Below are 25875 nucleotides of genomic sequence, written 5' to 3' on the forward strand. Positions count from 1 at the left end.
GGAAGGGCCGGTTCAGGTCGGTTCGATGCGGCAAGGCCCTGCGCCGGAAGGCCCGGGGGTTGCGGGGCCGGAGCCGGAGCGCAAACGGGCCGGTTTCCGGGTTATGCTGAAGCGGCTGCTGAGAAGCAAGACCGGCACGGTCGGCGCGGTACTGGTGCTGATCGTGTGCCTGACGGCGCTGTTCGCGCCCCTTCTGGCCGGCCATGATCCGGCCGCGGTCGATCCGCTGAACCGGCTGAAGCCCCCGATGTGGCTGAAAGGCGGAACGAAAGAACATTGGCTCGGCACCGACAATCTGGGCCGGGACATGTGGAGCCGGATCGTTTACGGTTCGCGGGTTTCGCTGATCGTCGGGATCGGCGCGGTACTGGTCTCAGGGGCCATCGGCGCGCTGCTTGGCCTCGTCTCGGGCTTTTACGGCAAGTGGATCGACGCCGTCATTATGCGCGTGGCCGACGGGTTTATGGCAATTCCGACGATTTTGTTTATGCTGGTCGTGATGGCGGTGGTCGGGCCGGGCCTGACGACGCTCATTTTTGTGATCGGCGTGACGAATTGGGTGTCCTATACCAGGGTGGTGCGCGGAGAGGTTCTGAGCATCAAGGAGCGCGATTTCGTCAAAGCGGCCAAAGCGGTCGGGGCGAAAAACGGGCGGATTATCCTGAAGCATATTTTGCCGAATATCCTGTCTTCATTTATCGTGATCTCCGGCATGAATGTGGCGACGACGATTATTATGGAAGCTTCGCTCAGCTTTTTGGGGCTTGGCATCAAACCTCCGGACGTATCCTGGGGCGGAATGCTCAGCGACGGCAGACAATATGTGGCGACAAGCTGGTGGGTGGCGACATTCCCGGGACTGGCGATTACGGTGACCGTGCTGGGCGTTATTTTTCTCGGAGACTGGCTGCGCGATGTGCTGGACCCCCGCATGAAAACCAAAGCCTAAAGAGGTAGTTCATCACATACTGAAAGGAAAGGGGGCGCGAAAGCCTATGACTGCGGAATTGCTTGAGGTTCGCAATCTGAAAACTTCTTTCAAGACGGAGGCGGGGACGGTTCCTTCCGTGCGCGGCGTCAGCTTCACCGTGAGACGGGGCGAGACTTTGGCGGTTGTTGGGGAATCCGGCTCGGGCAAAAGCGTCACCTCCCTGTCGATCATGGGGCTGATCGGTGCGCCTGGCAAAGTGACGGACGGCGAAATCCGCTTCGAGGGCCGGAATCTGCTGGAATTGTCCAAAAAGGAGCTGCGCAGCATTCGCGGCAATGAAATTTCGATGATTTACCAGGAGCCGATGAGTTCGCTTAATCCCGTATTTACGGTCGGCAATCAGGTTCGCGAGGCGATCCTTCAACATCTGAGGGTGAGCAAGGCGGAGGCGGCGCGTTTAAGCATCGAGCTGCTGGAGCGGGTGGGCATTCCCGATGCGGCCAAAGCGGCGCGGAGCTTCCCGCACCAGCTGTCGGGAGGCATGAGGCAGCGGGTGATGATCGCCATGGCGCTCGCCTGCCGGCCGAAGCTGCTGATCGCGGACGAACCGACAACCGCGCTGGACGTGACGATTCAGGCGCAAATTTTGCGGCTGATCGCCGAACTGAGCCGGGAGGAGAACACCGGCGTCATCCTGATTACGCATGATTTGGGCGTGGTAGCGGAAATGGCCGACCGGGTCGCCGTGATGTACGCCGGTGAAATCGTCGAAGAAGCGGACGTGTTCGACCTGTTTGCCAAGCCGGGGCATCCGTATACGATCGGCCTGCTGGGCTCGCTCCCCCGGTTGGATGAGCAAAAGGACAAACTGGATTCGATTCCGGGCACCGTGCCGGATATGCTTCATATGCCGGGCGGCTGCCCGTTTCGGCCGCGCTGCCCGTACGCGCAGGAAGCATGCGCGAAGGAATATCCTGAGCTGCGCGTCAAAGAAGCGGGCCACAAAGTCAGATGCCTGCGGATGGAGGAGGTGTCGCCATGAAGATGACCGATGCTGGCGGGACGCCGGCGGAAACGGCGTTGGGCGCGTCCGGGATGGAAAGCCGGCAGGCCGCGGTTGAACCCGGAGTGGAAACGGCGCCGGGAGTGTCCGGGGCGGCGAACGCAACGGCCGTAAATTCGCTGGTGGGAGCGGAGCGCCGGTCCACGGCGAACGAACAGCCGCTCCTTGAAGTGAGCGGACTGAAGAAGTATTACCCCCAGAACAAAGGCTGGTTCTCCAGAAAAAACGGTGCCGTCAAAGCCGTCGACGGCGTGAGCTTTCAGGTAATGCCGGGAGAAACGCTGGGGATCGTTGGGGAGTCGGGCTGCGGCAAATCGACGACCGGACAGCTGATTACCCGGCTGCAGACGCCGACGGCAGGCCGGGTCGTCTTCCAGGGTCGGGATCTCGATGAGCTGTCGGAGGAAGAAATCCGCAAAGTGCGGAGGGATTTGCAGTTTGTGTTCCAGGATCCGTTTTCGTCGCTGAACCCGCGCATGAAGGTGTTCGATATCGTCGCCGAACCGCTTCAGGTCCATGCTTTGGCCAGAGGTCAGGCGCTGAAGGATGAGGTTTACAGGCTGCTGGAGACCGTTGGCCTGGGACCGCATCTGGCCGACCGCCACCCGCATGAATTCAGCGGCGGACAACGCCAGCGGATCGGGATCGCCCGCGCCTTGGCGATGAAGCCGAAGCTGATCGTCTGCGATGAGCCGGTATCGGCGCTGGACGTGTCGATCCAGGCCCAGATTCTCAATCTGCTGAAAGATCTGCAGCGGCAGTTTCAATTGACTTATATTTTCATCGCCCATGGTCTGCCGACGGTCAAGCATATCAGCGACCGGATCGCGGTCATGTACCTGGGCAAAATCGTTGAGCTGGCCGGGCGCGACGAATTGTTCGCCCAGCCGCGGCATCCTTATACGGAAGCGTTGCTGGAGGCGGTGCCCGTGCCCGATCCGACGCTGCGCCGGGAGCGGATTTTGCTCACCGGGGAGATCCCGGGTCCGGCGAACCCGCCTGCGGGCTGCGTTTTCCATCCGCGCTGCCCTTATGCGCAGGATCTATGCCGGACACAGGCGCCGCCGCTGGCGGAGCATGACACTGGGCATTTTGCGGCCTGCCATTTTCCGTTATCCGGCTTGAACTGAGCGTTCAAAAAGCCGGATTTTCAGCGCGGAAGCGAATGCTTCCGATGTGCAACGACGTATATTTTAAGGAAGCCGACGGTAGTTTTTCTTGCGATAATTATAAAATTTTGGGGTAGGGAGAAGGTATGCGGATACGTATTTGTGGAGACGGGTGGAGACTGCGGAGGAAATAGCGGTAAAAAAGGTTCTTATTATCGGCAAAAAAGGGAGGTTGGCTGAAATAGAGGAATTTTTTACCGCTATTTCGGAAAAACGAGGGTGAAAAGCTGCTTTTTCCCAGCCTGTTCTCCAAATAGAGCCTAAAAGTATCGCTATTTTGCGCAGGAGAGGGTAAATCACAAAATAGCGACATAAATTACCGTTATTTCCGGCAATTGAGGTAATAGGCAATCTCCCTTCCCCTTCCCCTTCCCCTTCCCACGCCTAAAGTAAGGGAGCGGTTGAAATGAACAAACGGCCGATTATGCCGGACGATTTGTATGGATATCAGTGGGTCAGCCAGCCTTCAGTCAGCCCGTACGGCTTAGTGGCTTACGTGAACCAGACGGTAGACCGGGAAAAAAACGATTACGCGACGCATATCCGCGCCGTCGCTTTGGACGGGAGCGGCGACCGGCGTTTAACTGGGGGAGACAAGGACTCCGCACCGTCGTGGTCGCCGGACGGATCGAGGCTCGCTTTTCTGCGCGCGGCCGAAGGCGGTAAACAGCTGTATACCGTCCCGGTGGAGGGAGAGGCGGCGGAGTCGGACCTGGATCCATCATCGCACCCGGCCGTGAAGCACACGGCGCTAACGCGGGGCGTAAACGCCTTCGTCTGGTCGCCGGACGGGCGGTATATTGCTTTTACGAGCCGGGCCGGCGCGGATGTGGAGCGGCAACCAGCGCCGGCCGGCACCGGAAGTGAGCAGTCGGGGGACGGTGAACAGCGGGAGCATCAGGCGCAGGGGGAACGGCAGTTACAGGAGAAGCCACAGATACAGGAGGGGCCACAGTTACAGGAGAATCCACAGGTACAGCCGCAACATCAGGCGCAGCATCAGGCACAGCATCAGGCGCAACACCAGGCACAGTCTGCACACCCGGACCCAGCCACCTTGCGGGGCCGGATCTTTGACCGCACCACTCCCAAGGCGGAAGGCTCCGGCTGGTGGGACGGATTGTACAGCCAGTTGTTTGTGCTGGAGCTGGAAACCGGCCGGATCATGCAGGTGACCTCCGGTCCCTGGGATGTTTCCGCTCCGCTCTGGTCCCCGGACGGCGAAGCTTTGTCGTTCGTCTCGAAGCGCGTTACGGATGAGCGGCTGGACGCGGATTTGCTGCATTTTGCCGATGTGTACACCGTGAAGCTCGGCGGCGGCGAACCGATAGGCGAACCGGTAAAAATCACGGCATCGAATCTGCTCATCAGCCAGTTTGCCTATACGCCGGACGGCCAGCGGCTGACGCTAATCGCCAGCGACCGCAAGTACGGCAGCGGCAGCCATAACCGGCTGTATACGGTGCCTGCCGCGGGAGGCACGCCGGAGCCGTTCGCTCCGGGGCTGGACATGCAGCTCGGCAACGCCGCGCTCGGCGATATGAAATCGGCGGGGGCCAGCCAATCCCCGTTATATGATCCGCACCATCCGCAGCTCGGCGTGTATGTGCTCGGCACCGATCATGGGAATGTCAACGTGTACCGGATCGGCGAAACGGGTGCTTGCGAGCCAGTCACAGGCGGCGGCGAAATTGATGTCTACCAATATACGTTGTCCCCGGACGGCCGTTATGTGGTGACTGCCGCTTTGACGGCCGAGCGGCCGGGCGAACTGTACCGGGTTGATGTCCGGACCGGAGAAGAGCTGCGGCTCACGCGGCACAATGACGCGTTTCTGGCCGAGCTTGACGTCCGCACCCCAGAGCGGATCGCCTTCAAAGCTTCGGACGGACCCGGCATTCACGGCTGGCTGCTGAAGCCCGCCGGACTGCCCCAAGGCGCGAAGATTCCGCTGATTTTGCAGATTCACGGAGGACCGCACGCGATGTACACCGGCGTGTTCAGCCATGAAATGCAGACCCTGGCCGCGCTAGGGTATGCCGTGTTGTGGGTGAACCCGCGCGGAAGCATGGGCTACGGGCAGGACTTTGCCAAGGCGTGCCGCGGCGATTTCGGCGGAGGAGACTGCCGGGATTTGCTCGAGGCCGTCGATTACGCGCTGGCCGCATTTGACTTCATCGACGAGACGCGGCTGGGGATTGGCGGTGGCAGTTACGGCGGCGTTATGACCAATTGGATCGTCGCCCACACGAACCGCTTCCGGGCCGCCGTGACACATCGCAGCATTTCCAATTGGCTGTCTATGTACGGGACAAGCGACATCGGCATCTCGTATGTCGAAGGCGTGATCGGCGGCAATTCGCAGGAGCACGCGGAGCTGCTTTGGTCCAAATCGCCGCTGGCCCATGCGCACCGGATCGAAACGCCGCTGCTGATTTTGCACGGCGAAAATGATTACCGGACGCCGATCTCGCAAGCCGAGGAGTTGTACACCGCATTGAAGCGGTATGGAAAAACGACGAAACTTATCCGTTATCCCGGCTCCAACCATACTCTGCTGAAAAGCGGCAAGCCATCGCTGCGTGTCGACAGCTTCGAACAGGTGAACGCGTGGTTCGGGCAATATTTGTGAAAGGAAGTGCTCTGACATGAGCCATGTGCAGCTATCCATTCCGGTGGCGCTGCTGGTGGAAAACGTGTTGACCAGCGGCGAGCCAAACGAAGCGATTATCGCGTGTTTGCGGAGCGGGGATTTTTCCCCTTTGCAGGAGAAGGTTAAGGAACCGGAGATGGATTTCGCGGAAAGGCTGCGGACGGCGGAGGAGATCGGCGACGATTGGGAAAAGGCGCTCCGCGGCGGTTATGAATTCAAGTTTTTGCACATTAACGGGCTGAAAAGACTGCTGGCTTTCCGTTTCGGCAAGGAGGCGGACCGCGACTACGCGCAGGAAAATTTGTCGCTGCGGCGCCTTCGCCTGACACCGGAGGAAATTGAAATCCTCCGTACGCTGGTCGGCCGGCAGTGGCGGGTGTTTGCGGAAGAAGCAAGCGAAGGGAACGGAACCGAACCACGGGTTGCCGTCGGCATCGAGTTAAAGTACAAGTAAACCAAAAGCGGCATCGTGTGCTGCAAAAAACATTTCATGCTCAAGCCCCCGACCGGGGTTCAATACCGGCCGGGGGCTTGATGTTTCAGCGCTGCGGCGGCTGGGCTATTCCCCAGTAAGCTTTGGAAATCATCGGAAACAAACTGTTTGTACATCAAATCACAGCTGCTGTATAATAGAGGTACGGACAACGTGACATCATTAATCAATTAGGAGGAAAAAATGGGTAATTCAGCGTCTTTTGAACTGGAAAAAAACAGTCCAATTCCTTTATATTTTCAACTCAAAGAGGACATGATTAAAAAAATCAACAATGAGGAATACAAAGTGAACGAAAGTTTGCCTTCCGAAACCCAGTTGATGACGATGTACGGCGTCAGCAGAACGACGGTACGCCAGGCGATCGATCTGCTCGTCAACGAAGGTTACCTGGAGAAGCGGAGGGGAGTGGGCACTTTTGTGGCCAAACCGAACCTGAATCAATGGGATCTGGCGGAATTGCGAAGCTTTAACGAAATCGCCGGCCTGCAAGGTTTGGCGGCTAGAACGGAACTGCTAAGCATGCAGCGGGTCAAAGCCAACGAGGCGATAAAGGGCGTTTTCGGCGAGGGGCATAGCTCGTACTATAAGCTGGAAAGGCTCCGGTTTATTGAAAATGAGCCTTCCGTGCTGGTAACGACGTATGTGCCGGTTGATACGGCGCCCGATTTGGAACGGTTTAATTTCTCGGAGGTTTCTTTGTTTGCCACGTTAAGAGAACATTACGATCTCAAAATCAATTACGCGAACAAGACGTTCCGTGCGATCAACGCCAGCCCCGAGGACGCCGCGATTTTGAAGGTGGAGCCGAACTTTGCCATCCAGTTGGTGGAGACGGTCACTTATGATGACAAGGACAAACCGTTCGAATATTCCGTGTCCAGGGACAGAGGCGATCTCAACCGGTTCCGGGTGCTGCTAAGATACAAGGATTAGACATTTTCCCACACATATCCAATAATTTTGATGGACAGGATAAACCTGCCGCTTTGAATATTTCCGCCAACCGCGGGAATGAATGGATGCGGCCGGTTTATTTTTTTTCTGCCGTTTTTCCAATGAAAGCGCTTGACAAAAAGAAGAGATAGTGTCATTATAACGATAAGACGTAACGACGTCATGATGTCTTGAAAAGGAGCAGAATAAGAAAGGCGGGAGCAGCTATGAAGGACGATTGGTTGATGCTGAAGGGAAAGGTCATTGTGGTCACGGGGGGAAGTTCGGGCATCGGCGCAAAAATCGTGCAAAGCCTTGATGAACATGGTGCGCAGGTTATCATTGCCGATGTTTCTGGGAGCGCTCGCGGAAACGTGGATTTTATGCAGTGCGACATCACCGACAAGCACCAGGTGGAAGAGATGATCGGCAACGTTGTGGCCAAATACTCCCGGCTTGACGGCCTGGTTAACAACGCCGGGGTCAATCGGCCCAAATTGCTGGTGGATTATTATCACGGTGACGAGAATCATGAGTTCAACGAGCAAGATTTTGAGTTTATGTTTAACGTCAACGTGAAAGGGGCGTTCTTTTGCACCCAGGCGGCCGCAAGAGTGATGATCAGGCAAAATTACGGCATTGTGCTTAACATCAGCTCCGAAGCCGGCATGGAAGGTTCGACAGGGCAAAGCATCTATTCCGCCACCAAAGGCGCCCTGAATTCCTTTACCTTATCGTGGGCGAAGGAGCTCGGCCGCTTCAACATCCGGGTGGTCGGCGTCGCTCCCGGGATCAACGAACCTACGCCGATGGGCAACCCCGAACATGTCAAAGCGCTGGCCTACACCCGGGGAATGGAAGCCGGCAGCGTATCCACCGATTATATGAAAATCATCCCGCTCAGCAGGCAGGGAAGGCTGGAGGAAATCGCCGATCTGGTAACGTATCTGTTGTCCGACCGCTCCTCCTATATTTCGGGCACTACTGTGAATATTACCGGCGGTAAATCCCGGGGTTAATAAACATCAAGGAAGCTTTAAGGAGGCTAACCGTGAACACCAAGCCGTGGATTATCATCATCACCCATGGGACCTTTGGCGAAGAACTGAAACGAAGCGCGGAAATGATCATCGGAAAAATGGAGGATGTGTACTGCTACTCCTTAATGGAAGGCATGGAATCCAAAACGCTGATTGAAACGATCCGGACCGCGCTGGCCGAGGCGCCGCCGAATTCCATTTTTCTAACCGACCTGTACGGGGGAACTCCGTCGAATATCGGTGCTTATTTTGCCAAAAAAGATGGCTATTCCGTAATCTGCGGAGTCAATCTGCCGATGCTGATCGAGGCGGAAACGCGCAGGTCCCTGGGGGAATGGGAAGGAGTCGAGGACAAGATTATCGCGTTTGGGGCCGAGGGCATCCGCAATATCACCAAAATCATTAAAGAAAGGAATGGACCAGCATGATAAACGGAATCAAACTGGTGCGCGTCGATTTCAGACTGATTCATGGCCAGGTCGTGACCAAATGGAGCAACACCATTACGGCCAAAACGATCATCGTCGTCAACGACGAGCTGTCCGAAGACGAATTTATGGCGGACATCTATGTCATGGCGGCTCCGCCCGGCATCAAGGTGGAAGTGCTTTCCATCCCCGCTTTCGTAGAGCAGGCGAAGACCGGCCAATATGATAAAGGCAGCATTCTCGTGTTGTTCAAAAATATCGAAGATGTGCGCCGGACGGCGGAGCTGGGGATCTCTTTTAAAGAAGTGCAGATTGGAGGGCTCGGCGCGGCCGGCAACAGAACCTCCGTGGTTAAAGGCATTTCCATCGACCGGGAAGACGCGGACAATCTGCTTTATTTGAAGGACCGGGGCGCGGAGGTCTCATTCCAAGTCACCCCGGAGGAAACCAAACTTCCGCTGGTTAAAGCGCTGAAAAAATTGGGGGTATAGACGATGGCAATGTTGGCAGTAAGTATTTTTGCGGGAATATGGTACTGGATCTGTAAAACCGATGTCGGTTACGCGATCACCCACGCGATTCGCCAGCCTCTGTTCGCCGCGCTTCCCATCGGTCTGATGATGGGCGATGTGCAGCAAGCGATGATTATCGGAGCGGCTGTGCAAATTTTGTATATCGGTCTGGTGGCGGCGGGTTCCAATCTTCCGGCCGACGATTGCCTGGCAGGACTCATTGCCATACCGATCGCGATTCAGTCGCATCTTACCCCGGCGCTGGCGATTGCCATTGCCGTTCCGGTCGGCGTCATGGGCGTGTTCGTCGATCAGCTGCGCAAAACGATCAATGTCATGTTCGTCCATATGGCCGACCGCTATGCCGAAGAAGGCAACACCCGAAAAATCGTGCTGGCTTCCGTTGTTTATCCTACCGCTCTAAGCTTTTTCTTCCGTTTTCCGATTCCGTTTTTCGCGATTTTGTACGGCGCCGATGCCGTAAATTCCTTCATGAACAGCGTTCCGCAGTGGCTGGTTCACGGCTTTAGCGTGGCCGGAGGTCTGCTGCCCGCTCTCGGATTCGCTTTAACAATGTTCGTGATCGGTAAAAAAGAGCTGTTTCCCTGGTTCATCATCGGTTATTTCCTGGTTCAGTTCAGCGGGATCCCGATTATCGGGGCGGCGATCTTCGGTCTGTGCGCGGTGCTCTTGATCACTTATTACAACAATAAGAAGAACATGGAGGCGTGAGGAAAATGACGGAAACGCAAAATGTAGCGGAAACCGGCCAGGAATCCGGCAGATTGATCACCGAAAAAGATGTGCGCCGAAACTGGCTGACCTATTACATGGTGGCGGAGATGGGCATTTCTTACGAACGGTTGCAGGCGCTGGGATTTACAACAGCCATGATCCCGATTCTAAAGAAGTTGTACCCGGATCCTGAGGATCTGAAGGAAGCGTTGAAGCGGCATCTTGTCTTCTATAATACGGAAGCGGTGTTCGGCTCGCCGGTCAACGGGATCGTGATCGCGATGGAAGAGCAGAAAGCCAAAGGGGAACCGATCACCGACAAATCGATCACCGGTATGAAGACGGGGCTGATGGGACCGCTTGCGGGGATCGGCGACTCCATCGACTGGGCCACGCTGAAGCCGATTATTTTCGCGCTCGCGGCGACGCTGTCCGCGACCGGGAGCATCATCGGCCCGTTCGTCCTGCTGCTGCTGCCGCTGATTCAGATCCTGGTCGGGCTGAGATTGTCCGTGTACGGATACCGGGCCGGCAAGGCGTCGATTCGGGAACTGCTGCACTCCGGACGGATCAAGGAGCTGATCGCGGGCGCGAGCACGCTTGGGCTGTTCATGATGGGGGCGCTCTCGTCCACCTACGTTAAGCTCAGCACCCCGCTGCAGTTCAATTTCGGCAGCGGCAACGAGCCGTTCGTGCTGCAGAAGATTCTCGATGGGATCGTACCCGGCCTGCTGCCGCTTTTGGCCGTGCTGGGGTTGTACTGGTGGTTGAACAAGAAAAATCAAAATTTTACGGTCATCATGCTTGTCATTATTGCAATTAGTGTCATCGGCGCCATCACGGGTATTTTTTAAGATTATAAAATTCATGGCCAAACAAAAGAGGTGCTTGTTTTGAAAGCGGTACACTTTGGAGCCGGGAGCATTGGCAGAGGTTTTATCGGCGATTTGCTGCATGCGTCGGGATACGAAATCACGTTTGTTGATGTCGATCCCGCGATCATCGCGCAGATCAACCGGGACAAAGCTTACGATTTGTATGTGATTGAACAGAACTATGCCAGGAAGACGATTGACAGCGTGCGCGCCGTTTCTTCGGTCACCCAGGAGCAAGAGGCCGTGGCGGCGCTGGTGGATGCGGATATCATTACGACTTCGGTGTGGGCCGACAACCTGCCGCGCATTGCTCCCATTTTGTTGAAGGGACTGCGGGCCAGGCGGGAGGCCGGCAAAAGCAAGGTGAATATACTCGCCTGTGAAAATGCTATGTTCAACTCCGATATTTTGCGCAGCAGCCTGTTGGCCATTAATGGCGGGTTGTCGGCGGAAGAATTGGCGGAAACCGCCGCCTTTCCGAATACGGCCGTTGACCGGCTGGTGCTTGAGGATGAGCGGGAAGGCAGGAAGGTCATTAACATCGGCCAAGACTTCGAATTGGCCGTTGAACAAAACAAGCTGGCCGAACCCGGCAGCATCCCGATCCAAAATGCCGTGTATACGGACAATCTGCAGAAATATCTGGAGCGGAAACTGTACATTATCAATTGCGGCCATGCCTGGGCCGGCTACATCGGCCATATTTACGGCTACGAAATCATTCAGGACGTGTTCCGGCATGACGAACTGTTGCGGGAGATCATGGAGGCGATGATGGAGTCGGCGAGGCTGCTGGAGCGTAAATACGGGTTCCCGATCCGGGAGCTCGCCGAATATGTCGATTTTGCCGTCGCGCGTTTCCGGACGCCGGGCATCGTCGATACGATCAGCCGGGTTTGCCGCTCGCCGATCCGCAAGCTGCAGCCGGATGACCGGCTGGTCGGGCCCTGCCTCGGCTGCGAGGCTTACGGGCTGAAGAACGACCGGCTGCTGCAGGGCATCGCCGCCGCTTTTCTGTTCAGGAACCCGGAGGACGCCCAAAGCGAGGAATTGCGGCTGTTTATCGAGAAGCACGGCATCGGCGCGGCGATTACGCGCTATACCGGAATTGCGGAGACGACCCGGTTGCATCAGGCCATTTTGCACCATTACGAAGAGCTGTCCCGGATCAAGCGGCAGCGCTGGGAAGAGAAGGGATGATCGAGTATGGAATTTACGAACCGGGCGGGTTTCGCTGTTGTATCCGCGGTCATTGAGGCGGTCTGCGCCAACCGGGATTATTTGAGCCGGGTCGATGCCGCGGTGGGAGACGGCGACCACGGCATCAACATGAGCAAGGGCTTTACCATCGCCGGCGAGGAGCTTAGCAAGCAGCCTGACGCCGATATGAGCGCGGGTTTCCTTGCGATCAGCACCGTGTTGGTAGGCAAAATCGGCGGCTCGATGGGCCCTTTGTACGGCAGCTTCTTCCGCGGCCTGGCCATGGCGTCCAAAAACGAGCCGGTCATCGGTGCGGCGGTCATGGGGAATATGCTGCGGAAAGCTTACGACCGGATCGCCGTGTTAACGGACGCCGCGGTCGGGGACAAAACGCTGATCGATGTGCTGGACCCGGCGGTGCAGGCTTATGAGGAAGCCGCGGCCGGCGGCGGCGATCTGGAGGCCTGCCTGGGCCGGATGCTGGAAGCCGCCCGGAACGGGCTCGAAGCGACGAAGGAGATGGCGGCCAAACTCGGCCGCGGCAGCCGCCTGGGAGACCGCGCGATCGGGCATCAGGACGCGGGCGCAACTTCCTGCTATATCATTCTGGAGGCCTTGGCCGAAGCTTCTCTCCGGCTGGCCAAAACCGGTTAAGGAGGGCGTAAGAATGCAGCGTTTTGTAAACAATCCCGATCTGATCGTGGACGATATGCTGAAAGGATATGTCAAAGCCCATGGAGATACGGTCAAACTTTCGGACCGCAATGACCGTGTGGTGAAGAGGATTCAAGCCCCGGTGGAGGGCAAGGTGGGCATTGTCACCGGCGGCGGCAGCGGCCATGAGCCGGCCTTTCTCGGTTATGTCGGCGAAGGGCTGGCCGATGCGGCCGCGATTGGCGAGGTCTTCGCTTCACCGCCGGCCCAATCGTTCTTTGACGCCATCGTCGAAGCCGATTCTGGCAAAGGGGTGGCCTGCCTGTTCGGCAATTACGCGGGCGACAACATGAACGTCAAAATGGCGGTGCAGCTTGCGGAAGACGAAGGGATTACCGTGAAGTATGTGACCGCCACGGACGATATCGCTTCATCTCCGCCGGAAACCCGGGAGAAGCGGCACGGCATCGCCGGCGGCCTGTTCATGTGGAAGGCCGGGGGCGCGCGGGCGGCGATGGGCGGCTCGCTGGATGAAGTTGTAGCCGCTGCGCAAAAAGCCGTCGACAACACCCGCAGCATCTGCGTCGGGCTGGGCTCCTGCACGATTCCGGCGGCCGGCTCTCCCAATTTCACCATTGAGGAAGGCAAAATGGAGTTCGGGATCGGCCATCACGGCGAGCCGGGAATCCGGGTGCAGCCGCTGGGGACGGCGGATGAAATCGCCGCGGAAATGACCGGCGCCATCCTGCGGGATTTTGCTTTCGACAGGCCGCAGAACCTGGCCGTCATGATGTCCGGTTTGGGCGCGACCCCGCTGATGGAGTTGTATGTGCTTTACGACAAAGTGGCAGAGATCCTAACGGGAGAAGGGCACCGGATCGAGCGCACGTTTATCGGCAACTACGTCACGTCCCTGGATATGAACGGCGCGTCGCTCACGATCGTGCGCCTGGACGAGGAATTGAAGGAGCTCCTGGATTATCCGGGGCAATGCCCTGCCGTCAAATACTAATAGTGTAATTCAAATAGTGTAGTTCAAAAAGTCAGGTTTTCAGGACCGAGAAGGTTGGATGAAGCTAGGGACTGAGTAGCGGAGCGTAGGTGAGCCTACGTGAGCAACGGAAGGCCCGGCTGAATTCAAGATTCGACGCCCGATCCACTTCATGAGCTGCTTCGTCATGGAAAGATGACTTTTTGAACAATCTCTAAAAATTGGAGAGGAGACAGGAAGATGAAACTGCAGCTGGCATTGGATGAATTGAAACTGGAGGAAGCGCTGGAGTTTGCCGAAAGGGTGAAGGACTACGTCGATATTATCGAAATCGGCACCCCGTTTGTCATTGCCGAAGGCATGAACGCGGTCAGAACGTTTAAGGAGCGTTTTCCGGACAAGGAGATTTTATCTGACGAAAAAATTATGGACGGCGGTTTCTTTGAATCGAAGTTAGCCTTTGATGCCGGAGCCGAATATGTAACGGCGCTTGGGGTTACCGACGCGTTGACGATCAAAGCCTGCCTGAAGGCGGCGGATGAGTTCGGCAAGCAATTGGTGGTCGACATGATCTGCGTGGACAATTTGCCGGACAAAATCCGCGAGCTCGAAGGGCTTGGGGTTCACGTGCTGGCCGTCCATACGGGCGCCGATCAACAGGCGGCCGGCAGACGGCCGATCGATGATCTGAAGGTGATGAAGGCCCATGTCAAATCGGCCAAAATCGCCGTCGCCGGCGGCATCAACAGCAGCACAATCGACAAATACGTCGCGCTCGAACCCGACATCATCATCGTGGGGACGGGGATCACCTATGCGGCGGACCCGGTCAAGGAAGCGCGGCTGATTAAAGAAGCGATGGGACGAAGAGCGTGAAGATCATTGTGAGTGTGAGTGTGAGGAAAGTGAGTTGAATTGTAAGTTTGATGAAGATGGAGAATACAGTGAAAACGTAAGGAGAGATGCGGCAATGAAACCATGCGGCAATTTGCTGGCGATATTGGAAGAGCTTGCGGAGGACGCGAAGCAGGTTGATGGCGGGGAGGTTGACGCGGTTAAGGACCTGATCGTCAAGGCCAAGCGCGTGTTCGTGGCGGGGGCCGGCCGTTCCGGGTTCGCCGCCAGGGGATTCGCCAACCGGCTGATGCATTTGGGGTTTAGCGCGTATTTTGTCGGGGAACCGACGACGCCGTCAATTCAGCCGGGCGATCTGCTGATCATCGGCTCCGGTTCCGGCGAGACGGCCAGTCTGAAGGCGATGGCGCAAAAGGCGCTTGATCAGGGGGCAACGCTGGCCACCCTGACGATTTTTCCGGCGAACACCATCGGTTCCCTGGCCTCGGCCTGCATCAAAATTCCCGGCGTCACCTCCAAGGTGGATCAGGAAGCGGGCAAAGCGGCGTCGATCCAAACCAAAGGCTCCTCTTTCGAACAGTTAAGCTGGTTGATCTATGATGGCATTATCATCGATTTAAAGCGGGAGACCGGACAAACCGATGAAGACATGTTCGCCCGCCACGCCAATCTGGAGTAAAGCAGAACCCAGTCGGCGGGTTCTCGGATAGTTGAATATTGCGCAACAAAAGCCCTTAAATCACCCTCGGGGAGATTTAAGGGCATTTTGTGGGTGCGGAGGGGAACCCACGGCCAGCGTTTTTGCAAAGTTCCTGGAAATAAAGGTGAAAAATGGACCTATTTCCTCCCAAAAAGGGTATACAGCAGAAATAAAGGAACTTTTGATCGCTATTTTAGATAGATGGCGTCAAACAGACGCTTTTTCCCAGCTTAATCCCCAAATAACGACGAAAATTTCCGCTATTTTACCCCAGGAGGGGGGAATCTCAAAATAAGTACACAAATTGTCTCTATTTCCAGTAGAGATTTGTTTTGCCCATCAAAGGGACCGCCGGAGGAATTCGTTCCAGCGGTCCTTCTTACAGATGACATTGCCATTGGATATATCCAATAGAATTGGAAATTGAATGGAAAATACAGCCGTTTGATTGGATATTTCCAATAGATGAGGCTCGGCAGGGCGGAAAACGGGAGATTTGGGCGTAATCTATTGGAATTTTTCCAATGAGAGTTCAAAAAGGAGTATGATTTCCGTCAATCTATTGGATTTTTTCCAATCAATCTACCTGTTCCCCTCCTAAACTCAAGTAATCTTTCTTGATTACCGCTCCGGGCTGCGTTAAGTGATACGCTCCAGCTCGTGGATGCCTCGCGGCGCGTCAAGTAATTCTCCCAAGGTTTACGACCGATTTATTTCATCCTTTAAAAAAGCGGGGTTTTTGCCCCAAATCGCCCCCATGACTCTTCACCGCATGATACGAACATCGGCCTGGTGGCTCCAGGATGGGGCAGTCCTCGTTTACGGCGCCGATAGTTCAACAATTTTCCGCCAAGGCATTCAAGTTATCTTATCAAATAAGCTCATAAATTGTTAAAAAAGCGCAAATAAACTTCATAGTTCCTTTATATTTTGACACAAATCTATTTAAAATTCATTTCGCACAATGGAAAGGAAAGGTAATGGAGGTTTTCATTGTGAGAGATATCGTAATTTTCACGGACCACGAGAGAAACATTTCTTATACGGAAATTAACCGTTTCTATGCGGTTAAATATTTCGCGGAACCGCGCGCGGACATTCTGCTTCAGCCCGTGCTTTGCTGCATTGTCGATTATGCGGACCCCGAGCGGGTTATTGCCGCCTCCAACACCATCCGCGCTTCGTTGCCGGAGGTTGCTTTGCTTCTCATCACAGAAATGGGAGCGGCGTTAAGCGATAATGATCTCATCCGTATTCGCGGGGTGGGAAGAATCAGTCTGATCCACTGGAAAGAGAATTACCGGAGCAAACTGCTGCTGGAAATTCAGAAACACTTCCATCCGGAGTTTCTCTCGGAAGGCCCGCATACCGCTTTTATCCTCTCCGTTTACAATGAAGAACAGCGCTTCAGGCATGTGCGCCGCTTTTGCGAACGCCTGCAGGCCTATATTCAGGCCCATCTTATCGAGGGCTCCATTTATTTGATCGACGACGGCAGCGAGGACCGGACGCTGGAACTGCTTGAAGGGATCGAGCGGGAGACGAACCTGGCGGCAGGCCGGATCAACGAAAATGTCATTCCGCTGGTGAACGCCAGAAAACTGGGGAGAAATACCCGCAAGGCGGGCACTTATCTTGAAGGAATGCGCACCATCGAAGCCGATTATTTTGTGTTTGTGGACGCCGACGATTCCTTTTTTATCGAGGACATTGCCCGGATGATCAATATTGTCAAAATGGGCTACTATGACATCATCATCGGCACAAAAGACAACTCCGCGGAGAACCGGCCGTGGTTGAGGTTTTGGATCAGCAAGTGCAAACAGATTGTGTCCAAGCCCTTTTTGCCCGCGGGAGTCATCGACTCGCAGACCGGTCTGAAAGTGATGAGCGCCGTCGCCGTGCGGCGGATATTCCCCCATTTAAAAGAAGAGCTGGGTTTGGCCGTTGATTTGGAAATGATGTTCATCGCCAAGAAGCTCAAACTTCGGGTGCTGCAGCTGCCCGTCGAGTGTATTGACCGCGACGGCTCGCACATCGAGGTGTGGCGGGATTCCGTGCGGTTTATGCGCTCGCTGGTGGATATTTGGCGCCTTGATCGGCGGATTAGGTAGCCCTATGCTGCGGAGATGGCGTACGCTCGTTTTTCCGTTGTTTAATGTGCTGCTGAATGCGTTCAATTTCTTCTTCCATATGGCCGCAAGCTGGTATTTGACCCAGGATCAGTACGGGCAGGCCAACGCGCTGCTGGCTTTGTTCGCGCTGCTGTCCGTACTCGGCTTATCCGTCCAGCTGCTAGCGGCCAAGCTGGTTTCGCAAAACAAAGCCGGCGGCGGGTTTCCGGGGGGAGCGCTTGTTCCGGCGCTGACCGCTGCCGCTGTTTTTGCGGCGCTGAGCGGCGTCCATCCGCTGCTCGTTCACCTGCTTAACGTGGACGGCGGAGCGCTGATCCTGTTGTACGCGGTGGTGTCCATGCATATTCTGGTTAGCCTGTTCAGAGGAAGCATGCAAGGGCGCGAGCGGATGCTGGCGCTGAACGTCAATTTTTACCTCGAGGTTGGCGGCAAGCTTGCCGTCATCTTCGTTTGCGTCCCGTTGGGGCTGGAAGTCTGGAGCTTGATGCTGGCGCTGGCCGCGGGCATGATTTTAGCGCTCGTGCACGGTTGGCTTACGGAACGGAAAAGCGTCGGACCCGCATCCGCCGCGGACAGTTCGCTTCGCGGCAAACCGCTGAAGAGCCTGGGCCGGGAATGGATGGACACGCTGCTCATGAATCTGTTCATATTGTTTTTCACGTCGATTGATATGCTCGCCGTGCAGCGTTATTTGCCGGCCGATGCCGGCGTTTATGCGATTGCGCTCAAGTACAGCCAGCTTGTTTATTTTGTGGCGTTCAGCGTGATCACGGCATTTGTGCCCAAACTTGGCGCTAAGGCGGGAGACAAGGCCGCCCTGAGGAAACTGATTTTACTGTTCGGGGGATTTATGCTGGGCTGCGCGGGGTTTGTTTATGCCGGCTCTGCCTGGTTGTTTCCGCAGTCCATCCCGCTATTGTTTGGTTCCGAATATCAGGCGGCGGAGCGGTATCTTCCGCTCGGAGGCGTGGTATACTGGCTGCTTTCGGCTGTGTTGTTTTTCGCGCATCTGCATGTGCTGACCGGGCGCAGACGTTTTATGCTGTGGCTTGCGGCCGGGGCGGCGGTGCTGCTGCTAAGCTTCGGCCTCCGGCACCGCACACCGGAAGATTTGCAGCTGGCGCAGCTTGCCGTATACGGGGGGGGTGCGGCCGGTTTTGCCGCCGATGCCGCGCGGGGCTTTAGACGGATAAAAGGGAGGGCTATGTATGAGAAATATCCGCAGTAACTCTGGGGAAACGGTCATTTTACTGCTGTCGTGGCGGGATGTCTTCGCTCCCAAAAGCGGCGGGGCGGAGATATTCACGCATGAAATGCTAAAGCGCTCGGCGAATCCGCGCTTGCGTTTTATTCATTTTTCGCCGCGATTCTCCGGCGCCAAAACGCACGAGGAGGCGGACGGTGTAACTTACCTGAGAGCCGGCAATACGTTTAGCGTGATCGTGCATGCGATGCTGTACTACTGGCGTCACCGCAAAACCATCGATTTTGTCGTCAATCAATGCAATACCCACCAGTTTTTCACCCGGTTGTGGGTGCCGGGGGCCAAGCGCATCTTTTTCATCCACCAGTTGACGAGAGAAATCTGGCTGCAAAACCTGGGGCCGCTGCTGGGCGCCGTCGGTTATGTCCTGGAGCCGCTGCTGCTCCGCTTGGCCAGGAAGGACCGGGCGCTGACGGTTTCCCCCTCGACCCGCAACGATTTGGTGAAGCTGGGCTTTCAGCCCGGCCGGATCCAGATTATTCCCGAGGGGATTGAATTCGAGCATTGGCCCGAGCAGCGCTTTTTGCCCAAGCAGCGGCGGCCTACGTTTCTGTATGTGGGGCGGTTCGTCCAATATAAAGGCATCGATCTGGCGATTCAGGCTTTCGGGCAGTTCAAGCAAAAATACCCCTACGCGGTGCTGTGGATCGCCGGAAAAACCGACAAGGCGTATGTACAAAAGCAGCTGAGGCCGCTGATGGAACAGTACGGCTTGCGGAGCGCGGAGCCGGAAGACCGTAAGGAAACCGCGCGGGAGGCGGACGTTTTCTTTCACGGCTTTGTTTCGCAGGAGAAGAAGCTGGAGCTGATGAGCCGCTGCCATGCGCTTGTTTTTCCTTCGCAGCGGGAGGGCTGGGGGCTGACCGTGACGGAGGCCGCGGCGGTCGGTACGCCAAGCATCGTCAGCAACACGGCGGGGCTGGTTGACGCGACCGATTTCGGCAAATGCGGCTATTTGACGATCCATGGAGACGTGCACGGATTAGCGGCGCAAATGCAAAGGGTCGTCGAAAACCCCGATGAATATGAAGCGATCCGCCGGCGGGCGCATCAATTTTCGCGCCAATTTCATTTCGACAATACCGGAGCCGTGTTCGGCCGCTGGATGGACAGCTTGACGAAAGGAGAACAGCATTATGGAGAAAGCGGGGATCGTGTTTACGACGTATAATAACGCCTCCAGTGTGGAGGCCTGTCTGGACAGCTGTATGCGGCAAAATTACCCCGGCCTGGAAATCTTCATCGCGGATGACGGCTCCACGGACGATACGGCCGCGGCCATCCGCAGCAAGGCGTCCGCCGCTCCCTATCCCGTTACGCTGCTGGAACTGCCGCACGGCGAACGCGGCGTGGCCCGGGTCAAGGCAGTGGAAGCGGCACGCCAGGCGGGCGCCCATTATTTGCTCGTGATCGATTCCGACATGATTTTGGACGATCATTTGCTGCGGGGCGGGATCGATTACTTCGCTGCTCATCCGGAAGTAGGCGCGCTTGTGGTGCCTGAACAGGCGTTTACGCATGCCGGCAATTTTTTTTCCAAAGTCAAAGTATTTGAACGGAATGTCGTCAACAACGCCGGGGAAGAGCTGGGAAAAAGGTCGATCGAGGCGGCGCGTTTCTGGAGAATGGAGGCTTATGTCTGTACCGGGGGATTTAAGGCGGAGCAGATTTCGTTTGAAGAGATTCAGCCTACTCTCCGCTATCTTGAGCAGGGCGGGATTGTACGGCGCGCGACGTTCGGCAAACTCTATCACGATGAGAAAAAAGTGCTTCTGCGCGAATTGCTCAGAAAAAAAGCCTACTATTTTTCGGTGATGGACCGTACGTTAACTTCCGAGCCGGGAGGCTTCCGCAAAGCGCTGGAACGCTGGTATTTCTTCCGTCCGGTGCTGTACCGCCCGGCCAACCTGCGGAAATATGCCAAGCATCCGGTATTGACCGCCGCCATGTTGTATATGTATGTATGCCTAAGTTTTATTGGAATTGCAGCTTTGTTGAAATCACGGTTGTTGGGGGGCAAATAGCCGCCGCGGATAGAGGAGGACACCAGTGAAGCGGTGGATTTACATATATCGCTACGATTTGATCGCCGCCGGAGCGATTCTATTGATTGTTTTATTGTTTCTGGCGCCCATTTACGGCCGGGGGCAAATCGTGTTCAGCGATTTGGCTTTTGGCAGCCGTTCGGACCGTTACATGGAGGAAATTGTCGGCGTTTGGAATGAGCGCTGGTCTACGTCGACTCTGCTCAACGCACCGAGACTGCTGTATATTTTACCCTTTTATGGGTTGTCTCTTGTCTTTGGAGGAAGCGGCGCCGTCCTGCTCAAGTCATTTGTCACCTGTCTGCTGCTGGTGTCGGCGCTGTCGATGTACCTGTTTACGAAACGGCTGGTTGGGGTGTACTATTCCGTCGATTTTACGCTCACGCGCATGATGGCCTTGCTTCCGGGGGCGCTGTTTTACGCGCTCAACCCTTGGGTTGTGTTTCGTATTCAGCACATTTATTTATTGTGCGGGTACAGCTTGTTCCCGCTTGTGTTGATGCTGTTCTTCAGCGCGTTTGATCCGAAATTTCAGCGCCAGCGGATCGAAAATTACGATGTTCGCAGGCTGTACCGCCGCAACGTGGTTGACTTGTTTCTGCTTGCCATCGTTTTTACCGTCAGCGCGGCGGCGATCCACTACTTTTTTTACGGCCTGATCTATTTGGGGATGTTTGCGGTGTTACTGGCGATCAAGCTGGGCTGGGTTTACCGCAGCGGCGGCTGGTCCATGCTTAAGGCGCTGTACCGGAACTTTCTGCTCAAAGGAGTGATCTTCGGCCTCTTATTCGGGCTGCTCAGCTTCTATTGGCTGTCCCTGTATTTCGGCAGCATCTTGATGGATGCCCAGGTGTCCCAGAACAACATCAATGTGGTCGACACCCTGTCCCTTTTCAGCAGGAACAGCAGCCTGGTCAATGTGCTGTACTTCATCAGCTACTGGTGGCCGATGTTTCCGCTGGAGCGCTTGCCGCTCTCCTTCTACGTTGGCGGCGGCGTGCTGCTGGCGCTGATCGCACTAAGCATGCTGACGGCGTCACGCCGGTTTTCCATCATTTTGATGTTTACACTGCTGACGATGGTGTTTGCGCTCGTAGCGACAGGGGTTAAAATCCCGCTGTTGGCCAAGGCGTTTGTCCTGCTGGTGACCAAGACGCCGATCATCGGCACGATGTTCCGCGACCCGAACAAAATCGTCGGACTTCTTGCCGTCAATTTCAGCGTGCTTTTGTCCTTTGGCGTCATCCGGGTGTTGGAGTGGCTGAAGCTCCCGGCCGGCTCCCGTGTTGTGAAAGCGGCGGGGGCGCTCATTGTGCTGGGCTGTTTATGGATTTATGTCAATCCGCTGCGCGAAGAGTTCATTAAAGGCTACTACAAGCCGGTGCAAATTCCCGCGGAGTATGGCGAACTGGCCGCCAAGCTGACCGATCCCAAGCAGCTCGGGAGCAAGGCGCTTTATTTCCCCATCGCCGACAATATGATTCAGAGCTATAACGGTGTGGCTACACCGGTGTGGAATCAGGGAAATACGTTCATGGATAAAGCGACCGGCGACTTTCAGGTCTATTCTTCGCCCAAGAATACCTTGTTTCACCATGAGGGGAACGCGCCGAGCATTACGTATTATCTTAATTTTCTCCAGTATTTGCTGGATAACGGGCTTAGCAGCAAGCTGGGCAAGCTGTTTGCGCCTTTCGGCATCGACCAGCTTGTTTATCATCAGGAATACGCCGGACAGGAAGAACGGCAGGCGTTTAACCAAGAGCTGCTGAAAATGCAGGAGGGGTTGGATAATACGTACAATAACCGGTACTTCTCTTTGTATCGGCTGGAAAATTCGCTGCCCTACATGTATGTCGTCCCGCGCAAAGTGGTAACGCCTTACGGCTTCAGCCGCATGGAAAGCTACAGCCATCAACCCGGTTTCGACTTCTCCAATTTCGCGGTGCTGTTCACCGGCTTAGACCCCTCGCTGCCGATTTTGCCGGCCGTGAACCAAGGGGATTATCTGGAGGCCGCTTCTTTTGATGATCTGATGTTGTCCCAGCTTCCCGCTGAGTATTACCTGCGCCCGTTCGATGCCATCGAGGACGGTAACGCTTATCTGAAATGGTCGAAAACGCTGGTTTCCAACAATGATTGGCTGTGGTATTTGGCCTCGCAAAATATCGGCAATTATCCCTTTGATATGGACCTGAACGCCGGTACCGCCGTAACCTTTGCCACCAGCAAGCTGGATGTCGCACCTTATATGATGAACCGGATCAAAGGGAAGACGGTGCTTGATCTTAACGGCATGCTCAGCGGGAACCAATTTTTTACCGCCGATAACCCGGACCTGTTCAAGATTCAGGCGGCTCCCTCAAGTACTGAGCGGTTGCCCAAACTGTACGGAGAGATTATGAAGGGAGAACCGAAGAACATCTGGCAGGTGGCCAAATCGGGTTTGGTGGAGGCGAAGGAAAACAACCCTTATCAATTTTCCATTACGGCTTCAGGCAAGGGGACAAACCAATTGCATTTCAAGGTCCGTTTTTACGACGAAAATAAAAATGAGCTCGGCATCCATTATGTCGTCGCTCCCACGACGGAAAGCGACTTTGACGGGGCCCGCTTTTACGGGGAGTTTATCACGCCGCCCGGTACCGCGCGAATGCGGATCGATCTGCTGACCCGGCAGCGGCCGGAGCAAAATACCTATTGGCGGATTCATGCGATTGATCTGGCCGATCTCGGAGCGTATAAGAAACCGAACACTTTTGTCATGCATAAAACGATGGACAAGCAGCAACTAGCGCGGATCTACGCGCGGGTGTTGGTCAACAAAGCGGGGGGGAGCATCCGTGTTACATTGCCGGACGGGACGGTCGATGTGCCGACCAAAGACGACAGCATCAATCAGTTTCAATGGGTGGACTTGGGACAGCATCTGTTGCCGCAAGGGGAGGTGAATGTTGCGGTAACCAATGTTCAGGGATTTAATGCCGTCAATGCGCTGGCGATCGTTCCTGACGAGAAGCGGGAGGAACTGGCGCTTCCCGTGGAGCGGGCGATTGAGCGGGCCAAGCTGTTTTTGGTGCTGGAGGCTGAGCACGATTTTATGGGATTGGGGAACGTGCAAAGCGATCGTGCTTACCCGAAATTGAGCATGGGCCGCGGGGTCAGCTACCAGGACGGGGAGCTGCGCAGAACTGTGGAAATTTTGCGGGACGGCGATTATTCGGCGGCGCTGCTGGCCAATTTGCCGTCCGGTCACCGCGGCAAGTTGACTGTAACCTTGATCAATCAGGCGACCGGAAAAGTGATTAAACGCACCGTACAAGCGGAAAGGCCAAGTATACTTCGGGCAGAGGATACGGTGATCGAAACCGATCCTTTGCGGGAGACCTTCACCAAAAGGCTGCTTCGCTTGCCCTCGGTCCTGACGGATTACGGGCGCCATGAAATCCGGGATTTGCCCTTGGCTAAAGGAACCTATACACTGTCGATCGTTTTCGACAGTTCGGTTCCGTCGCAGAGCTCGCTGGCGGATTTTCAACCGCCGGAGCCTGCATCCGGCCAAGCGGCGGCCGCTGCGGCGGATGCGCCGTCGGATGCGCCGGCGAATGCGGAAGAGGCGTGCGTCCGTCTCCCGCTGGGCCGCTCGAAGCTGAAAACAGCGGAGGAGCAGCTGGAAATCCGCTATTCTCCCACCGATTCCTGCGCCTGGTACACCTATGAATCCGGCTTGATGCCCGCGGAAGCGAACGGAGAGTACTTGGTAAGCTTTGACGCTGTATCGGAGAATGCTCCCGACCGGCATTTGAAAGTGGTGTTTTTTAACGGTCAAGATGAAGTGATTGCCACTTCCTATGTTGATGAAGTCGAAGAGAGCTACAAAAACAAGTGGAACCATTACGAGCAGATCTTTACCGCACCCGAAGGGGCGGCGGGGATGCGGATTCAAGTGCTGGCGAAGGGGGATCGCCGGGAAAAAGGGTTTTTCCGGATGAAAAATTATTCGGTCATTCCGTATAAGGACATGATTCTGCTCGATCAATTCATCCTTTTTGAAGGGGACGGCAGCGAAACCTTTTTCACCTCTCCGCCGCATCCGCCCGAGGTGACGGTTCAGCGCGTAGATGCGATGAGCCGCAAGTTCACGCTCCGCAATCCGCAGCATGAGCAGGTGCTGATCAATGAGAGTGAATCACCCCATCCGCTGTGGGAGCTTGAACTGAACGGAGAGAAGCAACGGGCCCGCATCGCCGTGAACGGGGTCACGACCGGGTTCATCACGAGCGGGAGCGGAAGCGGCAAGATCGCCGTGATTCTCCGCCGCTTCTATCAGGTTGGAATCGTCTTGCTAGTGTTAAGTTTGTCGATTGGTGCGGTATGTATTTTTGCGCTGGACCAGTTGTTCTTCCATAAAGGCTATAAACAAGGCCAAAGGCGGTTTTTTCGTAAAACCTTATAAAGCGTATTTGTACCCGGCCCCCCATACGGTCAGAATGTGACGTGGATTTTTCGGGTCGGGTTCGATTTTTTTGCGCAAGCTGGAAATATGCACATCGATGGTGCGGTCCAGGTAGGCGCGATCGCTGCCCTTAATCCGGTCGAGCAGTTCGTTGCGGGTGAACACCTTGCCGGGAGAATTGGCCAACTGCTTCATGATTTCAAACTCAATATTCGTCACTTCGATCTCTTCGCCGTTTACAAATAAGCTGCGTCTATACTCGTTTACGGCGATTTCGCCTTTTTTGGCCGGAATGGGCGAAGCGCCCGGCGATTCCCGGGCGGCCTGCGATCTTCTAAGCAGCGCTTTGATTCTGGCGTCCAGCTCCTTCAGGCTGAACGGCTTGCACAGAAAATCGTCCGCCCCGTTTTCGAGCGCGCGAATCCGTTCATCGAGCAGGGTGTTGGCCGAAATCATCAGAACCGGTGCGGAAGTATGCGCGTGAATCGCCCGGACCAACTCGTTGCCGTCCATCTCCGGCAGCATCAGGTCGATGATGATCACGTCGGGCTCATCCAGCTTCAGCATTTGCATCGCTTCCTGGGAATGATAGAAGCTATTCACCTGGTACCCGTTCTCTTCAAGAAAGAGAGCGATCATGTCGGTTAGATTTTTCTCATCATCAACAAGTAGTACTTTAGTATTCATCCATAAGTCACCCTCCTATTCTATGAAATAATAAAGGAAAAATTAATATTTGC

23 protein-coding genes are annotated in these 25875 nt (G+C 55.6%); 22 read left to right on the plus strand and 1 reads right to left on the minus strand.

Features of this window, described 5'->3' with window-relative positions; all coding sequences use genetic code 11:
• Nucleotides 1-25: 25 nt before the first annotated feature.
• The 22 genes from EHV15_RS15255 to EHV15_RS15360 all read left to right on the plus strand — a co-directional run bounded on the left by EHV15_RS15255 (nt 26) and on the right by EHV15_RS15360 (nt 25135).
• A complete protein-coding gene (locus EHV15_RS15255; protein WP_128635359.1) occupies nt 26-949 on the plus strand; it encodes an ABC transporter permease in 924 nt (307 codons plus the stop codon).
• A gap of 46 nt (nt 950-995) precedes the next feature.
• Nucleotides 996-1973: an ABC transporter ATP-binding protein gene (locus EHV15_RS15260; protein WP_128631956.1), complete on the plus strand. Its 978-nt coding sequence runs from the start codon at nt 996-998 to the stop codon at nt 1971-1973.
• On the plus strand, nt 1970-3124 hold the full coding sequence (locus tag EHV15_RS15265) for an ABC transporter ATP-binding protein (protein ID WP_246061588.1): 1155 nt from the start codon (nt 1970-1972) through the stop codon (nt 3122-3124). Before EHV15_RS15260 ends, EHV15_RS15265 begins: the two co-directional genes overlap by 4 nt.
• 445 nt (nt 3125-3569) lie before the next feature.
• Nucleotides 3570-5795 carry a S9 family peptidase gene (locus tag EHV15_RS15270; protein ID WP_246061590.1) on the plus strand — a complete coding sequence of 742 codons (2226 nt, stop codon included), beginning with the start codon at nt 3570-3572 and terminating at the stop codon, nt 5793-5795.
• A gap of 16 nt (nt 5796-5811) precedes the next feature.
• Entirely contained in the window at nt 5812-6270 is a 459-nt protein-coding gene (locus EHV15_RS15275; protein ID WP_128631957.1) for a hypothetical protein, read from the plus strand.
• Nucleotides 6271-6492: 222 nt separating this feature from the next.
• Complete coding sequence (locus tag EHV15_RS15280; RefSeq protein ID WP_128631958.1) at nt 6493-7245, plus strand: GntR family transcriptional regulator; 753 nt, start codon at nt 6493-6495, stop codon at nt 7243-7245.
• Between the two features lie 227 nt (nt 7246-7472).
• The gene (locus tag EHV15_RS15285; RefSeq protein WP_128631959.1) at nt 7473-8264 is read left to right on the plus strand and encodes an SDR family oxidoreductase; all 792 of its coding nucleotides are present in this window, start codon (nt 7473-7475) and stop codon (nt 8262-8264) included.
• Nucleotides 8265-8296: 32 nt separating this feature from the next.
• Nucleotides 8297-8713, plus strand: a complete 417-nt coding sequence (locus EHV15_RS15290) for a PTS sugar transporter subunit IIA (RefSeq protein WP_128631960.1) — start codon at nt 8297-8299, stop codon at nt 8711-8713.
• Complete coding sequence (locus EHV15_RS15295; protein ID WP_128631961.1) at nt 8710-9204, plus strand: PTS sugar transporter subunit IIB; 495 nt, start codon at nt 8710-8712, stop codon at nt 9202-9204. Before EHV15_RS15290 ends, EHV15_RS15295 begins: the two co-directional genes overlap by 4 nt.
• Nucleotides 9205-9207: 3 nt before the next feature.
• Complete coding sequence (locus EHV15_RS15300) at nt 9208-9957, plus strand: PTS mannose/fructose/sorbose/N-acetylgalactosamine transporter subunit IIC (protein ID WP_218571232.1); 750 nt, start codon at nt 9208-9210, stop codon at nt 9955-9957.
• A gap of 5 nt (nt 9958-9962) precedes the next feature.
• Nucleotides 9963-10814 carry a PTS system mannose/fructose/sorbose family transporter subunit IID gene (locus EHV15_RS15305; RefSeq protein ID WP_128631962.1) on the plus strand — a complete coding sequence of 284 codons (852 nt, stop codon included), beginning with the start codon at nt 9963-9965 and terminating at the stop codon, nt 10812-10814.
• 30 nt (nt 10815-10844) lie between these two features.
• Entirely contained in the window at nt 10845-12035 is a 1191-nt protein-coding gene (locus EHV15_RS15310) for a mannitol dehydrogenase family protein (protein WP_246061592.1), read from the plus strand.
• A 6-nt stretch (nt 12036-12041) separates the two neighbouring features.
• Nucleotides 12042-12689: a dihydroxyacetone kinase subunit DhaL gene (gene dhaL, locus EHV15_RS15315; protein WP_128631964.1), complete on the plus strand. Its 648-nt coding sequence runs from the start codon at nt 12042-12044 to the stop codon at nt 12687-12689.
• Nucleotides 12690-12702: 13 nt separating this feature from the next.
• Nucleotides 12703-13701: a dihydroxyacetone kinase subunit DhaK gene (locus EHV15_RS15320; protein WP_128631965.1), complete on the plus strand. Its 999-nt coding sequence runs from the start codon at nt 12703-12705 to the stop codon at nt 13699-13701.
• 219 nt (nt 13702-13920) lie between these two features.
• Nucleotides 13921-14556, plus strand: a complete 636-nt coding sequence (hxlA, locus tag EHV15_RS15325) for a 3-hexulose-6-phosphate synthase (protein WP_128631966.1) — start codon at nt 13921-13923, stop codon at nt 14554-14556.
• 94 nt (nt 14557-14650) lie between these two features.
• On the plus strand, nt 14651-15214 hold the full coding sequence (gene hxlB / locus EHV15_RS15330) for a 6-phospho-3-hexuloisomerase (RefSeq protein WP_128631967.1): 564 nt from the start codon (nt 14651-14653) through the stop codon (nt 15212-15214).
• 31 nt (nt 15215-15245) lie between these two features.
• Nucleotides 15246-15530: a hypothetical protein gene (locus EHV15_RS15335; protein WP_128631968.1), complete on the plus strand. Its 285-nt coding sequence runs from the start codon at nt 15246-15248 to the stop codon at nt 15528-15530.
• A 700-nt stretch (nt 15531-16230) separates the two neighbouring features.
• Complete coding sequence (locus EHV15_RS15340) at nt 16231-17349, plus strand: glycosyltransferase family 2 protein (RefSeq protein WP_246061599.1); 1119 nt, start codon at nt 16231-16233, stop codon at nt 17347-17349.
• Nucleotides 17350-17353: 4 nt separating this feature from the next.
• Entirely contained in the window at nt 17354-18598 is a 1245-nt protein-coding gene (locus tag EHV15_RS15345; protein WP_128631970.1) for an MATE family efflux transporter, read from the plus strand.
• Entirely contained in the window at nt 18579-19805 is a 1227-nt protein-coding gene (locus EHV15_RS15350) for a glycosyltransferase family 4 protein (RefSeq protein ID WP_128631971.1), read from the plus strand. Before EHV15_RS15345 ends, EHV15_RS15350 begins: the two co-directional genes overlap by 20 nt.
• Nucleotides 19771-20658 (plus strand): glycosyltransferase family A protein, encoded by an 888-nt coding sequence (locus tag EHV15_RS15355; protein WP_128631972.1) that lies wholly within the window; start codon nt 19771-19773, stop codon nt 20656-20658. The genes EHV15_RS15350 and EHV15_RS15355 overlap by 35 nt, the downstream gene beginning before the upstream one ends.
• A gap of 25 nt (nt 20659-20683) precedes the next feature.
• Nucleotides 20684-25135 (plus strand): hypothetical protein, encoded by a 4452-nt coding sequence (locus tag EHV15_RS15360; protein ID WP_246061600.1) that lies wholly within the window; start codon nt 20684-20686, stop codon nt 25133-25135.
• On the opposite strand, the gene EHV15_RS15365 is transcribed toward EHV15_RS15360, so the two are convergent.
• Nucleotides 25130-25822, minus strand: a complete 693-nt coding sequence (locus EHV15_RS15365) for a response regulator transcription factor (protein ID WP_128631973.1) — start codon at nt 25820-25822, stop codon at nt 25130-25132. The two genes, EHV15_RS15360 and EHV15_RS15365, sit on opposite strands and share 6 nt — an antisense overlap.
• Nucleotides 25823-25875: the final 53 nt, after the last annotated feature.

The sequence above is a fragment of the Paenibacillus oralis genome (genome assembly GCF_003863965.1).
In the GTDB taxonomy this organism is placed as follows: domain Bacteria; phylum Bacillota; class Bacilli; order Paenibacillales; family Paenibacillaceae; genus Fontibacillus; species Fontibacillus oralis.

Coding starts and splice junctions, on each gene's coding strand:
- EHV15_RS15255 (WP_128635359.1), top strand. CDS start 26: ATGCGGCAAGGCCCTGCGCCGGAAGGCCCGGGGGTTGCGGGGCCGGAG.
- EHV15_RS15260 (WP_128631956.1), top strand. CDS start 996: ATGACTGCGGAATTGCTTGAGGTTCGCAATCTGAAAACTTCTTTCAAG.
- EHV15_RS15265 (WP_246061588.1), top strand. CDS start 1,970: ATGAAGATGACCGATGCTGGCGGGACGCCGGCGGAAACGGCGTTGGGC.
- EHV15_RS15270 (WP_246061590.1), top strand. CDS start 3,570: ATGAACAAACGGCCGATTATGCCGGACGATTTGTATGGATATCAGTGG.
- EHV15_RS15275 (WP_128631957.1), top strand. CDS start 5,812: ATGAGCCATGTGCAGCTATCCATTCCGGTGGCGCTGCTGGTGGAAAAC.
- EHV15_RS15280 (WP_128631958.1), top strand. CDS start 6,493: ATGGGTAATTCAGCGTCTTTTGAACTGGAAAAAAACAGTCCAATTCCT.
- EHV15_RS15285 (WP_128631959.1), top strand. CDS start 7,473: ATGAAGGACGATTGGTTGATGCTGAAGGGAAAGGTCATTGTGGTCACG.
- EHV15_RS15295 (WP_128631961.1), top strand. CDS start 8,710: ATGATAAACGGAATCAAACTGGTGCGCGTCGATTTCAGACTGATTCAT.
- EHV15_RS15300 (WP_218571232.1), top strand. CDS start 9,208: ATGGCAATGTTGGCAGTAAGTATTTTTGCGGGAATATGGTACTGGATC.
- EHV15_RS15305 (WP_128631962.1), top strand. CDS start 9,963: ATGACGGAAACGCAAAATGTAGCGGAAACCGGCCAGGAATCCGGCAGA.
- dhaL (WP_128631964.1), top strand. CDS start 12,042: ATGGAATTTACGAACCGGGCGGGTTTCGCTGTTGTATCCGCGGTCATT.
- EHV15_RS15320 (WP_128631965.1), top strand. CDS start 12,703: ATGCAGCGTTTTGTAAACAATCCCGATCTGATCGTGGACGATATGCTG.
- hxlA (WP_128631966.1), top strand. CDS start 13,921: ATGAAACTGCAGCTGGCATTGGATGAATTGAAACTGGAGGAAGCGCTG.
- hxlB (WP_128631967.1), top strand. CDS start 14,651: ATGAAACCATGCGGCAATTTGCTGGCGATATTGGAAGAGCTTGCGGAG.
- EHV15_RS15345 (WP_128631970.1), top strand. CDS start 17,354: ATGCTGCGGAGATGGCGTACGCTCGTTTTTCCGTTGTTTAATGTGCTG.
- EHV15_RS15350 (WP_128631971.1), top strand. CDS start 18,579: ATGAGAAATATCCGCAGTAACTCTGGGGAAACGGTCATTTTACTGCTG.
- EHV15_RS15355 (WP_128631972.1), top strand. CDS start 19,771: ATGGAGAAAGCGGGGATCGTGTTTACGACGTATAATAACGCCTCCAGT.
- EHV15_RS15365 (WP_128631973.1), bottom strand. CDS start 25,822: ATGAATACTAAAGTACTACTTGTTGATGATGAGAAAAATCTAACCGAC.